We start from the raw sequence: 12,746 nt of genomic DNA, 5'->3' as shown, positions 1-12,746 counted from the left end.
ACCTATCCTCCATCTCCCCCATCGCTGGAAGCGATACCATGCAGCCATGCGACACCTCGCCCTGCTGGGCGCGCTGCTGACCTCCCTGGCGGGCGGGTCGGGCGCGCAGACGGCCCTTCCCCTGTCCTCGTTCGAGGGGCAGGTGATCTATCAGGTCATGCCGGACCGCTTCTTCGACGGGAACGCCGGAAACAACGCCGGGGTGAACCGCGCCGATCCGCGCGCGTGGCACGGCGGGGACCTCGCGGGCCTCACGCAGAAACTGCCGTACATCCAGCGGCTGGGCGCGACTGCCGTGTGGCTGACGCCCGTGTACGCGCAGCAGACCGTGAACTCGTTCGGGACCGCGCCGTACCACGGGTACTGGCCCGCAGATTTCCGGGCGGTGGACCCGCACTTCGGGACGCTGGCGGACTTCCGGGCGTTCGTGGATGGCGCGCAGGGCGCCGGGATGCGCGTGGTGCTCGATCAGGTCATCAATCATTACGGGTACGAGGCGGCCGCCGTGAAGCTCCGCCCGGCGTGGTTCAACACCCAGGCCCAGTGCGACGCCAGCAGGGACAAGGACGTGGACTGCGCCCTGGCGGGCCTGCCGGACCTGCGGCAGAGCAATCCGCAGGTGAGCGAGTTGCTGCTGGACAATGCGGACTTCTGGCGCGAGCAGGGCGTGAACGCCTTCCGGTACGACGCCATCAAGCACGTCGAGGGGCCGTTCCTGCGGAACCTGCTGGACCGCGACCGGCAGGCGGGCACCTGGACGCTCGGCGAGTGGTTCGACGCGGACACCGGCACCGTCGCCGACTGGCAGAAGGCGGGCTTCGACAGTCTGTTCCTGTTCAGTCTGCAGGACGCCATGAAACGCAGCGTGATGGGCGGCCAGAGCCTCGGCGCGGTGCGGGCCGTGCTGGAACGCCAGGGCGAGCTGCCGCGTCCCGGCGAGGTCGCGCTGTTCCTGGATAACCACGACGTGCCCCGGTTCGCGCAGGGCAGCCTGTTCGAGGATGAGGGGCGCGCCCGCACCCGCTACGGCCTGCGCGCCCTGATGACGCTGCGCGGCGTGCCCGTCGTCTGGCAGGGCACCGAGATCGCCATGCGCGGCGGTCCCGACCCCGACAACCGCCGCGACATGCGCTTCGAGGACCAGTGGACGCCCGAGGAACGCGAGATCTTCGAGGCCACCCGCGCCGCCATCGCCGCCCGCAAGGCCAGCCCCGCCCTGAGTCGCGGCTCGCAGACGCTGCTGCCAACCCCCGACCGCCTCAGCGGCGACCTGCTGCTGTTCACCCGCCAGCTGAACGGCCAGACCGTCCTGGCCGCGTGGCACGGCGGCCGCGAACGCCGCACGTACTCCCTGAAACTCACCTCGCTGGGCGTGAATTGGAAGGCGCTGGCCGCCACGCCCTCCCTGTTCGCCGGGCAGGACGCCCGCGTCAGCGTCAGCGGCGGCTACCTGCACCTGAGCCTCCCCGCGCGGGACGCCGCCGCCTTCCGGGTCGAGTAGGGAGCAGGAAGCAGGCAGCCGGGCGAGTCACGCAGACTCGCCCGGCCACACTGTCCGGTCAGGCCCGCAGGGGGCGGGGCACGGGCAGGGCGTACGTCGCGAACGGCTTCCACACGCCGCCCTCGTGGTGACGGGCGATGGGCTGGTCTTGCTCGTTCACGTACACCATGCGGTAGCGCACCCGCCCCAGTTCCAGACCGCCGCGCTGCCGCCAGAGCATCTGCACGTCGATGTTCGTGGCGGCCGGATCGGTATCACGCGCCGCGAGGATACTGAACTCACGCAGGCTGCCGGGGTACGCGCGGCGCACCTGCCGCACGCTGCGCCGCCCACCCGGAAACACCCGCGCGGGCATGAACAGCGCCATGGCGCGGTACTCCTGACCCTGCCAGTGCGTCAGGAACGCCTGGAGCGCCTGCTGGGGCGAAGGGTTCACCACGCTGGTCAGCATGTCGTTCATGCCACGCAGCATGGCACGCGCCGGCCCCCCGCACCACTGCCCGAATGGCGCAGCCCGCCGGGGGCGACCCCTCCCCCATCTGGCGGATGCAGACGAGCAGCCGACGGAATCCGGATCAGTTCAGGGTGAACACGATGGCCGACAGGACGCCCGCCCCGATCAGGGGGATCATGATCTGCGGCCAGGGCAGGCCCGGCGCGCTGTAGCCTTCGCCCAGGCGGGCGCGCATCTCGCCCTCGATGCGGCCCTGACCGGCCTGCGAGTACGCGACCGCGCCGGACAGGAACCCCAGGATCAGCGCGCCCCAGCCGAGCGCGTCGGCGGCCCCGGCGCGGGTCAGCCCGCCGTTCAGGACGGCGCTGACGATCAGGGTCAGCAGCCCGGCCACAGCGGCGGCCGCCACGCCGTACAGCGCGATCTGGGCGAGGCGGGCCGGGACGGACTGGGGCGCACGGGCTGGGTTCATGCCGTGACTGTAGCGGGCCTGACGGGGGCTTTCCAGCAGAGTTGCCCGTGCTGACGGCTCCGCTTAACCGGCCCGGACCTCGCCGGGCTGCTTGATGCTCAGGACGCGACTGGCGCCGGTCTGGTCGGTGGTGACGCCCCACAGGGCGTGCGCGATCTCCATGGTGGCCTTCTGGTGCGTGACCAGCAGGAACTGCGCGCCGCGTTCGCTGAACAGTTTCAGGAAGGCGGTGAAGCGGCGGATGTTCGCCTCGTCCAGCGGGGCGTCCACCTCGTCCAGCACGGCCAGTGGGAGGCCACCCGCACTGCCCTCCCCGCCGGCGTGGTTCAGGGCGAACAGGAAGCCCAGGCCCGCCATGGTGCGTTCCCCGGCCGAGAGCAGCGTCATGGAGCGGGTGCGTTTCCCGCGTGGTTGCACGGCGAGGCGCAGGCCGCGCAGGCGGCCCTGGTCGTCGAGTTCGCGTTCCAGTTCGCCGGTCCCGCCGAGCAGTTCGGCGCTGTACTCGCGGAAGGCGGTGTTCACACGGTCGAAGGCGGCGGCGGTGGCGAGTCCCTCGGCGGTTTCGAGGTCGTGCAGGTGCGCGCGCAGTTCGGCGGCGGCGCTGTCGGCGTCGTTCAGTTCGGCCTGCTGGGCATCCAGCGCGGCCTGTTCGGCGTGCAGGTCGGCCTCGGCGCGGGCGTTCACGGGTCCCAGGGCGTCCAGCGCGGCGCGGGCGGCGTTCAGTTCGGCGGTCCATTCGCGGGGCGTGCCGGGCGGCAGGCAGCCGTCGGGAATGGGTTCCAGGCTGCCCTCGCGCCGGGCGATCAGCACGCGCAGGTCTTCCAGGCGGGTGCGGGCGCGGTTCTGCGTGGCGATCAGGTTGCTGTACGTCTGCGCGGCCTGTTCGCGGGCGTAGTCGGCGCGGGCGGCCTCATGTTCGTCGAGCGTGCCGAGCGCAGCCTCGCGGCGGGCGACCTCGGCGGCGGCGGCGTGCAGGTGGGCGTCCTGCGCGGCGATGGCCTGCGTGCTGGCGTTCAGGCGCTCGCGGAGTTCGCCGGCGCGGGCGCGGCCGGTGCGGTAGGCGCGCCACGCGGCGTCCGTCTCGCGGGCCAGGGCGAGGGCCTCGGCGGCCCCGCGTTCGGCGGCGCGCTGCGTCTCGGCGGCGGCGCGTTCGGTGTGCAGGTCGGCTTCCAGGGCGATCAGGTCCGGCAGGGGCGCGCCGGGGGGCGGCAGATCAGCGGGGGCGGGGTCGGCGTCCGGGCCGAGGCGTGCGGCGAGGCGGTCGCGGTTGGCTTCCAAGCTGCGTTCCTGCGCGGCGAGTTCCGTGACGCGCCGCTCGGCGGCCTGCTCCTCGCGGGCGGCGTCGTCCAGCGCGCGGCGCAGCGTGGCGTGGCGTTCGTCGCTGCCGGTCAGCGTGGCCTGCACCTTCTTCAGTTCGGCGTTCAGGCGTGCGCCCTGGCGGCCTGCGTCCTCCAGTTCCGCGTCGAGTTCCTGGAATCTGCGCTGGTCGGCCAGAACGCCGCTGCCGGTATCGCGCGCGCGGCCGCCGGTGATGGCCCCGCCGGGTTCGACGAGTTCGCCGTCCAGCGTCACGAGGCGCGGGCGGCTGGCGTGCGTGCGGGCGATGCGGTTCGCGGCACGCAGGTCACGCACGATCAGCGTGTCGGCCAGGATGCTCTCGGCGACCAGGGGCGGGTCGCTGGGGCACAGGTCCGCGAGGTTGCCGATCACGCCGTCCTCGCGCAGCAGGGCCGCGTCGCGGCGGGGGCGGGCGCGGATCAGGTCCAGCGGCAGGAAGGTGGCGCGGCCGCCCGTGCGTTTCAGTTCGTCGATGATCTCGCGGGCGTCGTCCGCCCGGTTCACGACGACCTGTTCCAGGCGGCGGCCCAGGGCGGCGCCCACCGCGACCTCGTACTCGGCGGGGACGGTCAGCAGGTCCGCGACCGATCCCACGATGCCCGGATGGTCGAGGCGCAGGGCGTTGCGGGCGCCCTCGCCGTAGCGGGCGTAGGAGTTCAGGGCCGCTTCCAGGCGTTCGCGTTCGCGGCGCAGCGGGGCGACGCTGGCGTTCACGCGGGCCAGTTCGGCGTTCAGGTACCGTTCGTGCGCCGTGGCGGCCTCACGCTCGGTGTGCAGCGCGGCGTACCCCTGCGCGGCGTGCGCGTGGGCGGTGCGGGCGGCCTCCAGGCGTTCGCGGGCCGCCGCGAGGTTCTCCAGCGTGACTTCCAGGTTGCCCTGCGCGCGGTCCAGTTCGGCGCGCAGCGTCTCGCGGCTGGCGTCCTGGCGGGCGTGCGCCTCGGCGGCGCGGGCGACCAGGGTGCGGGCGCGGGTCAGGTCGGCGTCCAGGCGGCGGGCGCGGGCCTCGGCGGCGGTGGCGGCCTCGCGGGCGGCGTGCAGCGCGGCGTCCAGCGCGCCCAGGTCCGGGGCGGGCTGGTCGGGCATGCGGGTGGGCAGCGCGGCCAGTTCGGCGTTCAGGCTGGCCTGCTCGCGGTCCAGGTGGTCGCGGTAACGGGCGGCCTGTTCGTGCGCGGCGCGGGCGGCCCGCAGGGTCTCCAGCGCTCCGGCGTGCGCGTCGCGGCGGGCGCGGGCGGCCTGCGCGGCCTCGCGGGCGGCCTCGACGGCGGCGGCGGCGGCCTGCACCTCGCCGCCCAGCGCGGCGCTGCGGGCCTCCAGTTCGGCGGCCTCGGCGCGGGCGGCGGCGATCTCGCGGGCCAGCGCGGCCTGCCGCTCGCGTTTCAGGGCGTCCTGGAGGGTCAGGGTGCGCAGGGTCAGGTCGTGCCAGCGGCGGGCGTCCTGCGCGGCCCGTTCCAGGCGGGCCAGGGTCGCGGCGCGTTCCTGCAGCACCAGCCGCAGCGCGTCCAGATGGGTGTCGGCCTCGCGCAGCCGCGCCTCGGTGTCCTGGCGGGCGGTGACGGCGCGGGACAGTCCGGCGGCCTCCTGCACGTAGCCCAGCAGGGTCTTCCCTTCGGCCTGCACGACGCCGCTGACCTCGCCCTGCCCGATCACGGCCAGTCCGCCCGGTCCCAGGCCGGTGCCGCGCAACGCCCCGTGAACGTCACGCACGCGGGCGGGGCGGCCGTTCAGGTCCTGTTCGGCCGTGCCGTCGCGGTAGATGCGCCGCGCGAGGTTCACGCGTTCCCCGCCGGGCGTGCGGAGTTCCAGCTGCACTTCCGCCAGTCCCAGCGGGGCCTTGCCGCCGCTGCCGTGGAAGATCAGTTCCTGGGCGCGCGCCGCCCGCAGTTCACGCGCGCGGGCCTGATGGGTGGCCCAGCGGATCGCCTCGACCACGTTGCTCTTGCCGCTGCCGTTCGGGCCGATGACGGCGCTCACGCCGGGACCGAAGTCCAGGCGGGTGCGGTCAGCGAAGGATTTGAACCCCTGAAGGGTGACGCTCTGAAGCATAGTCGGGAACCGGCGCGGAGGCACTCGGGCGGGGGCCGAGGCTCAGGCCGCACCTCTGGGGGTGACGGGACGGGCGGCGCGGGTCACTGGTCGGCGCAGTCCTGCCGCGTGAACGGCTCGCGCAGGTCGATGTGGCCCAGGCTGTCCACGTTCTGCCCGGCCAGCAGGAACGTGACGTCCTGACCGCGTTCCTCCAGCAGCGTGCGGGTGATGGTGCAGGCCAGCATGCGTTCGCCGCTGCTGCCGTAGCGCAGGTTCTCGTACGAGGCCGGCAGATCCACGAAGAAATGCTGCCCGCGCAGGTACACCTTCGGCGCGGCGGTCTTCGCGGGCACCACACCCAGCAGCGCCCGGTCGAAGGGACCCTGCGCCCAGACGTTCAGCGCGGCCTGCGCGACCACGCGGGCGTTCGTCTGCGTGACCTGCAGGGTCCGCGTTTCGGGTTTCAGGGTCTGCACCTGCGCGTCCGTGAAGTACACCTTGACCTTCACGGCGGTGCGTTCCGCCAGTTGCAGCTGCGGCGGCGTGGGCGCCTCCGGGGGTTTCTGCACCGCCTGCAGGGCCAGGAATGCCGCGGCCAGCAGCGCCGCCGAGACGACGTTGAACAGCGACATCAGGCGGCGCAGGACGTTCACTGGGCCGCTCCCTGCGCCGAGATGTTGGCGTTGTTGTTCGCGCGGGCGGTCAGGTACGTGGCGACCGAGCGGGCCACGGCGACGGCCATGACCTGCAGGCGGTCGTCGACGGTCAGGTTCGCGAGGTCCTTGGCGTTGCTGCTCCAGCCGAGTTCCAGCAGCAGCGCCGCCTGCGGGGCCTCGCCGAGCGTCAGCAGGCGCGAGGTCGTCTCCTGCCGGGCCGTCACGCCGCCCCCCTTGAGTTCCCCGCGCAGCAGTTCGCTCAGGCGGCGGGTGCTGCCGGTGCCGGCCACGACCAGCCCGCCGTAGGGGGCGGCCGTGCCGGTCCGCAGGGCGTTCACGATCTGCGTGGCCGAGCGGCCCGTCTGCTCGTACACGGTCACGCCGCCGCGCGGCGAGCCGGGGAAGCGGCCCAGGTCCAGGCCCAGGTACACGTCGCTCTGGCGGGTCAGTTGCAGCGCCTGCTCGCGGGGCAGGGCGGCCGCGCTGTCCCGCGTGACCCGCACCTGCCACCCGGCCTTGCTGAGCAGCTCCGCCGAGCGGCGCGCGACTTCCAGCGTCACGTCGCGGCCCACCCCGCTGACCTTCATGGGGTCCAGCACGATCAGCGGGCGAGTCACGCGCTCCAGCAGCTGGGGGCTGCGGCGAGACACACCGGGGCCGGCGTCCACGACGACGCGCACGCTGCCGGGCCGCACGACCTTGAACACCCGGTAACCGCTGCTGGCGTTCACGGGGATCGTCAGGGTCAGGTCGCTGCCCGTGCGGGTCACCTCGGCGCTCGCCACGAACGCGCCGCGGGTGGTGTAGCGGCGGGCGTCGCCGCTCAGGCCGCGCAACGTGATGACCACGCGGTCGCCGCGCTGCTCGTCGATGATCTCCACATCGCGGCTCAGGTCCAGCACCAGGCGGTCACTGTCACTTCCGGCGCGGCTGCTGACCGACAGCAGGGCCGGGGCCGGCACCCGGAAGTCACCCTTCTGGTACTGCGCGCCCAGTCCGCTGGCCAGGGTGTCCAGCGGCAGGTACAGGTTGCCGTTCACCAGGGTCGCGGCGCGGGCGTTCAGGCGGCGCGTGTCGAGCTGCACGGTGTTGAAGTTGGTCGTGGCCCGCTGCTGGTCCTCGTCGATGGGCAGCAGCAGCGTGTGTCCCAGGCCGGTCACGCGCACCAGTCCGCCGTCCCGCGCGACGGTCAGCAGGCCGCTCAGCGCCGACTGGCTGGCGTACTCCGCGCCGTACAGCTGGATGCTCTCCACCTGCTTGCCCGCCAGGTTCAGGCGGCTGAAGGCGATCTGCGCGCCGGCCAGCCCCACCAGCAGCAGGCTGCCGGCCAGGACCGTCCAGGCGGCGCGGGTGCGGGTGCCGGCCTTCACAGTTCGCGCAGCTCCCGGCGCACGGTCTTGTCGGCCTCGGCGCGGCGTTTGTCGTGCAGCTTCTTGCCGCGCGCCAGAGCCAGTTCCACCTTGAAGTACCGGCCCTTCTGGTACAGGCGGGTGGGCACCAGCGTCAGGCCCTTCTGTTCCAGGCCGCGTTTCATCTTGCTGATCTCCTCGCGGTTCAGCAGCAGGCGGCGGGTGCGGCGCGGCTCGTGGTTGTTGTAGGTCGCTTCCTTGTACGTGGGGATGTACAGGCCTTCCAGGTCCACGTTCCCGCCGCTCAGCCGCGCGAACGCGTCGCGGAAATCCACGCCACCGGCACGGATGCTCTTGACTTCACTGCCGGTCAGGCTGATGCCTGCCTCGAAGCGCTCCAGTAGTTCGTACTCGTAATGAGCGCGGCGGTTCGTGTACACCCGCGCATTCTAGCAGCACGGGGAAAAGCTGTTGATGGTCAAAAGGTGATGGTTGATGGACCGGGCTCTCCCCTGTCCATCAACCATCAACCGTCACCCATTTACTTCTTCGGGGGTCGGCTGGGGCGCACCTCGACGCGGCTGGGCAGGGTGCGTTCCGGCATGTGCAGCAGGTCCACGGTCAGCTGCGCGAGGTCCTCGGGCTGGATCTTCCAGGCGTCCTTCTCGGCGTCCGGGGTGTGCCCGGCGAAGTGCGTGGCGACACTGCCGGGCATGATCTGCGTGACCTTGATGCCCCGGTCGCGCAGGTCGAGGTTCATCACTTCCGACAGGCCGTTCAGGCCGAACTTGCTGGCGTTGTAGGCGCCGCCGCCCGGCAGGGGGTTCTTCCCGGCGAGGCTGGACAGCGTGAAGATGTACCCGCCGCGCTGCGACAGGGCCGGAATGGCGGCCTTGACGGTGTAGAACGCGCCGCTGAGGTTGGTGTCGATCACGTCCTGCCACTCCTGGATGCTCAGGTCCGCGATGTTCCCGAAGTGCCCCACACCCGCGTTCACGAACAGCACGTCCAGCCCCCCGAAGGCCTGCACGTGGGCGTCCACCTCGGCCTGCACGGCGGCCGGGTCCTTCACGTCGCAGGCCACACCACGCGCGCCCGCGCCCAGCTCGGTGGCGACCTGCGCGATCTCGGCGGCGTTGCGGCTGGTGATGGTCACGGCGTACCCGTCGGCGATCAGGGCGCGCGCGACCGACAGGCCGATGCCCTTGCTGGCGCCGGTGATGAAGGCGCTTTTCTTCGTGCTGCTTGTGGAATTACTGGAATCCGTCATGTCCGGACGTTAACACGCCCCCGCGGGGCCACCCTGTGAGCGAGCTTCCGAATGAAGGTTCTCTCAGGGCGTGGATCAGGACGGATGGGCGGTGTCGCCCAGCGTGACCGTGTCGGGCAGCATGACGGGGCCCGGCAGCACGTCGTCGGCGTGCCGCCGCCAGGACTGCGCGGCGATCCAGGCGGCCGCCGTGACCATGCCCAGCAGCAGTCCGGCGGCGGCCAGCACGACCGGCAGGCCGAGCGCGGCGATCACGGCTCCCAGCAGCAGACCGCTGAGGACCACGCGGCCCAGTCGGCGTCGGACGCTGATCAGTACGCAACGGGTCAGATATTCTTTTCGGTTCATCCTGGCCTTCACCTCCACATCCTGCACAGTGCGCCCGGTCGTTCAGTCGCGTGTCATGGATCGTTGCCGTGGGTGTCGGTGCGGCCGGGGCGGTGGGCGGCCCGCTCCGGCCTCCCCCGCTCTGTGACCCGGCGGTCAAATGAGAGGCTCTGCGGCCAGCGTACAGCAAAACGCCCGCCCGTTCCAGACGGGCAGGCGCGGCCCAACAGGGCGACCCGGACGAGGCAGCCCTTCAGGTGGCAGGGACGTTCAGGGCAGGCGCTGGGCCAGCACGTCGTACATGTAGTTGGCCGCCTCGGACTGCTTCTGCCAGAGGGTCAGTACGCCAAAATCCTGCTTGAGGATCACGTTGTTCCCGGCCGGCATGCGGAACTCCAGCTGCGCGGTCAGTTTGTTCCAGGGGGCCAGCACGGACGGCGTGACCAGCACGGGCCGGACCTGCACCGCGCCGGGCGTGGCGGGATCGGTGGCGATCACCGCCTTCGGGTAGCGGCGCTTGATCGCTCCGGCCGAGTCGCGCTTCATGGCTTCCAGCACACCCTGACGCTGCTGGGCGCTCACGGCGTTCGGGTTGCCCTGAATCTGGGGGTCCAGGATCACGTAGGTGGCCGACGACAGCGAGCTGCCCCAGTTGACCGGCACGCTCTGCGCGCCGCCCACCTGCAGGCCGGCCGCGAGAAGCAGAGCGGCGGGCAGGAGGATGCGGGGGGAGGTGATGGTCGGGGTGATAGTCATGGCAGCAGTGCACCACACTCCACCTGACGCGGCGTGAAGTGAACGTGAGGGGCGGCCTCCCCGACCCCGCCGGGCCTCATGTGGCCGGACGCACGGACGCACGGACGGACCCGCAGGCGTGGGCGCTACAGTGACGGTATGCAGGACCTGCTGACGATCATGCGCCGCCTGCGCGCCCCGGACGGCTGCCCCTGGGATCAGGAGCAGACCCACGACTCCCTGCGCCCCTACCTGCTGGAAGAGGCGGCCGAGGCGGCCGACGCGGCGGGCAGCGGCGACCCGGCCGCCCTGAGTGACGAGCTGGGCGACGTGCTGCTTCAGGTGGCGTTTCACAGCGTGATTGCCGAGGAGGCCGGCACCTTCGACTACGCGGCGGTCGAGCGGGGCATCGTGGAGAAACTGGTGCGCCGGCACCCGCATGTGTTCGGTGAGGTGAGCGTTCAGGACAGCGCGGACGTCATGAGAAACTGGCAGGAGATCAAGGCGCAGGAACGCGGGGGCCGGCCGCGCCGCGCCGAGGACCGCGTCCCGGCCGGTCTGGGCGCCCTGGCCCGCGAGGCGAAAACGCAGAAACTGGCGGGCGTTCCGAAAGTCGCGGCGCCGCAGGGGCGCGCGGCGGTCGCGCAGGTGGTCGCCGCAGCCCCGGACACCCCGGCGGGCGTGGCCGACGTGCTGGCCGCCGTGGTCACCTGGGCCCGCAGCGTGGGCGTGGACCCGGAACTGGCGTTGCGGGACCGTTCGCTGGGCACGCTGCGCGCCCTGCCTGACCAGGGGCCGGACGCTTGAGCGGCGCCGACCCGCTGGACCGCGCGCTGGCGGACCCCTGGGCGCTGTGGGTGGGCGAGCGGGGGCGGCGCAGCCTGCACCTGCCCACCTACCGCCGCGCGGCCGTGCTGGTCGCCCTGACCCGCGAGGTGGACCCGCGCGTGCTGCTCACGGTGCGTTCGGCGGACCTGCCCACCCACCAGGGGCAGATCAGTTTTCCCGGCGGCAGTCTGGAACCCGGCGAGACGCCCACGCAGGCCGCCGTGCGTGAGGCCTGGGAGGAGGTGGGCCTGGAGCCCGCGCAGGTGACGGTGCTGGGTGAACTGGACGACGTGTTCACCCCGGTCGGTTTTCACGTCACGCCGGTCCTGGCGCGCATTCCGGCCGAACCGACCCTGACCCTGGGCGGTGAGGTGGCGCAGCTGCTGCTGCCGTCCCTGGCGGACCTGCGCGACCTGCCCGTGACGCGGGAGGTCCGGACCCTGCCGGACGGTCAGCGGGTGCCGCTGTACCGCTACCCCTGGCAGGGCCACGACATCTGGGGCATGACGGCGCGGGTCCTGCACGACCTGCTGACCGACGGACCCGGCTGAGCGCAGCCCTCACAGCGGTGGCACGGAATGCGGCGTGAAAGCCGTGGGTGAAGCCCCGCCAGAGCGAACAACCCACGCACATGAACGACAGGTGGCGGCCCCCACCCACCGGGTATCGGTGGGCGGGGGCCGTCAGGACTCTGTCATCAGACAGGGCTCTCTGTTCAGAGGGGAGCGCGGATCAGCGGGTGGGGGTGATGGTGATCTGGCCACCCTGGGTGATGTTGTAGGTGTTGCTGAAGGTGCGGTAGCCGGGAGCGACCATCAGGATCTCATGGGTGCCGCGCGTCAGTTGCAGGTTCAGCAGGCCGCCGCTGACGGTACCGGCTTCCTGGCCGTCCACGAACACGCGGGCGCCGTTCACGCTGGTGCGGATGGTGACGGTGAAGCGGTTGGCGACGGGGGCGGGGGCGGGCGTGACGGCCTGGGCGAATTCCACGTTCAGGTTGGTGGTGCTGCCGGCGCGGACGGTGATGGTGGTGGTGTAGTCACGGTAGCCGGGGGCCTTGACGCGCACCGGGTACGTGCCGGCGCGCAGGCCGCTGTACGTGACGTTCGCGGCGCCGAGGGTGCGGCCGTTCATGATGACGCTGGCGTTGGCGACGTTCGTGCCGACGAACAGGCTGCCGGTGCTGACCGGGTTGCGCGCGGCGACGGTGTAGAAGGCGGTGTCGCTGACCCAGCTGTTCTGCGGCAGGGGCGTGACGACGATGCTCAGCGCCTGCGCCAGTCCGTTCTGGTTCTTGGCGGTCACGGTGGCGAACTGGTCCTGGGCGGTCTTGAAGGAGCTGATCTGGTCGAGGTCCAGCGGGGTGAGGCTGGCGAGCGCCAGGACCTTGTTCTGGCCGACGGGGCCGGCGACGGTGTACGTGAAGTTGTCGCCCGGTGCGGGGAAGCTCTTGGTGGTGCCGGCCTTCACGAAGTTGCTGTCGCTCAGGCGGTTGGGGAGGATCTGGTCGACGCTGCCGTCGGGGTTGACGTTGAACAGGTACACGTACGCGTCGCGGTTGACGGTGGCGCTGATGCTGATCTTGTCGTCCACGCGGTAGGCGGGGTTCTGGTTGCCCGTGGTGTCGCGGTCCACGCGGACGCTGACGTTCAGGTCGGGCGTGGTGGGGTTCACGATGATGCTCTGGGCGCTGATTTTCGGTGCGGCGGCGGCGGTGCTGAGCAGCAGGGCGGCGGGGATCATCAGGAACTTTTTCATGGGTTCAGCGTAAGCGCCGTCACATGACGGACC

Annotated in this window: 13 protein-coding genes; 3 read left to right on the top strand and 10 right to left on the bottom strand. The window is 71.9% G+C overall.

All coding sequences use genetic code 11. From position 1 onward, the window contains the following. Positions 1–46: 46 nt before the first annotated feature. Positions 47–1,501: an alpha-amylase family glycosyl hydrolase gene (locus BXU09_RS10205; RefSeq protein ID WP_078302229.1), complete on the top strand. Its 1,455-nt coding sequence runs from the start codon at positions 47–49 to the stop codon at positions 1,499–1,501. A 58-nt stretch (positions 1,502–1,559) separates the two neighbouring features. Here the strand turns inward: BXU09_RS10205 and BXU09_RS10200 are convergent, their stop codons facing one another. From BXU09_RS10200 to BXU09_RS10160, 9 genes are all read right to left on the bottom strand, one after another. Beyond that, a complete protein-coding gene (locus BXU09_RS10200) occupies positions 1,560–1,961 on the bottom strand; it encodes a hypothetical protein (protein ID WP_144012066.1) in 402 nt (133 codons plus the stop codon). A gap of 115 nt (positions 1,962–2,076) precedes the next feature. Beyond that, a complete protein-coding gene (locus tag BXU09_RS10195) occupies positions 2,077–2,427 on the bottom strand; it encodes a hypothetical protein (RefSeq protein WP_078302226.1) in 351 nt (116 codons plus the stop codon). A 63-nt stretch (positions 2,428–2,490) separates the two neighbouring features. Continuing rightward, on the bottom strand, positions 2,491–5,808 hold the full coding sequence (locus tag BXU09_RS10190; RefSeq protein WP_078302224.1) for a chromosome segregation SMC family protein: 3,318 nt from the start codon (positions 5,806–5,808) through the stop codon (positions 2,491–2,493). Positions 5,809–5,891: 83 nt separating this feature from the next. Further along, on the bottom strand, positions 5,892–6,434 hold the full coding sequence (locus BXU09_RS10185) for a GerMN domain-containing protein (RefSeq protein WP_078304934.1): 543 nt from the start codon (positions 6,432–6,434) through the stop codon (positions 5,892–5,894). 5 nt (positions 6,435–6,439) lie between these two features. Continuing rightward, on the bottom strand, positions 6,440–7,816 hold the full coding sequence (locus BXU09_RS10180; RefSeq protein WP_078302223.1) for an N-acetylmuramoyl-L-alanine amidase: 1,377 nt from the start codon (positions 7,814–7,816) through the stop codon (positions 6,440–6,442). Then, positions 7,813–8,235, bottom strand: coding sequence for an SsrA-binding protein SmpB (gene smpB / locus BXU09_RS10175; protein ID WP_055363100.1), 423 nt, complete (start codon positions 8,233–8,235; stop codon positions 7,813–7,815). The genes BXU09_RS10180 and smpB overlap by 4 nt, the downstream gene beginning before the upstream one ends. A 101-nt stretch (positions 8,236–8,336) precedes the next feature. Continuing rightward, on the bottom strand, positions 8,337–9,065 hold the full coding sequence (locus BXU09_RS10170) for an SDR family oxidoreductase (RefSeq protein ID WP_078302221.1): 729 nt from the start codon (positions 9,063–9,065) through the stop codon (positions 8,337–8,339). Positions 9,066–9,140: 75 nt separating this feature from the next. Further along, positions 9,141–9,413 (bottom strand): hypothetical protein, encoded by a 273-nt coding sequence (locus BXU09_RS10165; protein WP_144012065.1) that lies wholly within the window; start codon positions 9,411–9,413, stop codon positions 9,141–9,143. A 249-nt stretch (positions 9,414–9,662) separates the two neighbouring features. After that, positions 9,663–10,148, bottom strand: coding sequence for a hypothetical protein (locus BXU09_RS10160; RefSeq protein ID WP_240501161.1), 486 nt, complete (start codon positions 10,146–10,148; stop codon positions 9,663–9,665). A gap of 138 nt (positions 10,149–10,286) precedes the next feature. Here BXU09_RS10160 and BXU09_RS10155 point away from each other — a divergent pair, with 138 nt between their 5' ends. Both BXU09_RS10155 and BXU09_RS10150 read left to right on the top strand, forming a co-directional pair. Continuing rightward, positions 10,287–10,934 carry a MazG family protein gene (locus tag BXU09_RS10155; protein ID WP_078302218.1) on the top strand — a complete coding sequence of 216 codons (648 nt, stop codon included), beginning with the start codon at positions 10,287–10,289 and terminating at the stop codon, positions 10,932–10,934. Beyond that, a complete protein-coding gene (locus tag BXU09_RS10150; protein ID WP_055363106.1) occupies positions 10,931–11,506 on the top strand; it encodes a CoA pyrophosphatase in 576 nt (191 codons plus the stop codon). The genes BXU09_RS10155 and BXU09_RS10150 overlap by 4 nt, the downstream gene beginning before the upstream one ends. Before the next feature lie 181 nt (positions 11,507–11,687). On the opposite strand, the gene BXU09_RS10145 is transcribed toward BXU09_RS10150, so the two are convergent. Next, positions 11,688–12,713 (bottom strand): DUF4384 domain-containing protein, encoded by a 1,026-nt coding sequence (locus tag BXU09_RS10145; protein WP_078302217.1) that lies wholly within the window; start codon positions 12,711–12,713, stop codon positions 11,688–11,690. Positions 12,714–12,746 lie beyond the last annotated feature (33 nt).

It is taken from the genome of Deinococcus sp. LM3 (assembly GCF_002017875.1).
Taxonomy (GTDB): domain Bacteria; phylum Deinococcota; class Deinococci; order Deinococcales; family Deinococcaceae; genus Deinococcus.
This window is presented reverse-complemented; position numbering and strand designations above follow the sequence as displayed.

Excerpts from the sequence above, each read along its gene's own strand:
- BXU09_RS10160 (WP_240501161.1), bottom strand. The coding sequence starts at position 10,148 with ATGACTATCACCCCGACCATCACCTCCCCCCGCATCCTCCTGCCCGCC.
- BXU09_RS10195 (WP_078302226.1), bottom strand. The coding sequence starts at position 2,427 with ATGAACCCAGCCCGTGCGCCCCAGTCCGTCCCGGCCCGCCTCGCCCAG.
- BXU09_RS10155 (WP_078302218.1), top strand. The coding sequence starts at position 10,287 with ATGCAGGACCTGCTGACGATCATGCGCCGCCTGCGCGCCCCGGACGGC.
- BXU09_RS10200 (WP_144012066.1), bottom strand. The coding sequence starts at position 1,961 with ATGAACGACATGCTGACCAGCGTGGTGAACCCTTCGCCCCAGCAGGCG.
- BXU09_RS10170 (WP_078302221.1), bottom strand. The coding sequence starts at position 9,065 with ATGACGGATTCCAGTAATTCCACAAGCAGCACGAAGAAAAGCGCCTTC.
- BXU09_RS10205 (WP_078302229.1), top strand. The coding sequence starts at position 47 with ATGCGACACCTCGCCCTGCTGGGCGCGCTGCTGACCTCCCTGGCGGGC.
- BXU09_RS10145 (WP_078302217.1), bottom strand. The coding sequence starts at position 12,713 with ATGAAAAAGTTCCTGATGATCCCCGCCGCCCTGCTGCTCAGCACCGCC.
- BXU09_RS10165 (WP_144012065.1), bottom strand. The coding sequence starts at position 9,413 with ATGAACCGAAAAGAATATCTGACCCGTTGCGTACTGATCAGCGTCCGA.
- BXU09_RS10190 (WP_078302224.1), bottom strand. The coding sequence starts at position 5,808 with ATGCTTCAGAGCGTCACCCTTCAGGGGTTCAAATCCTTCGCTGACCGC.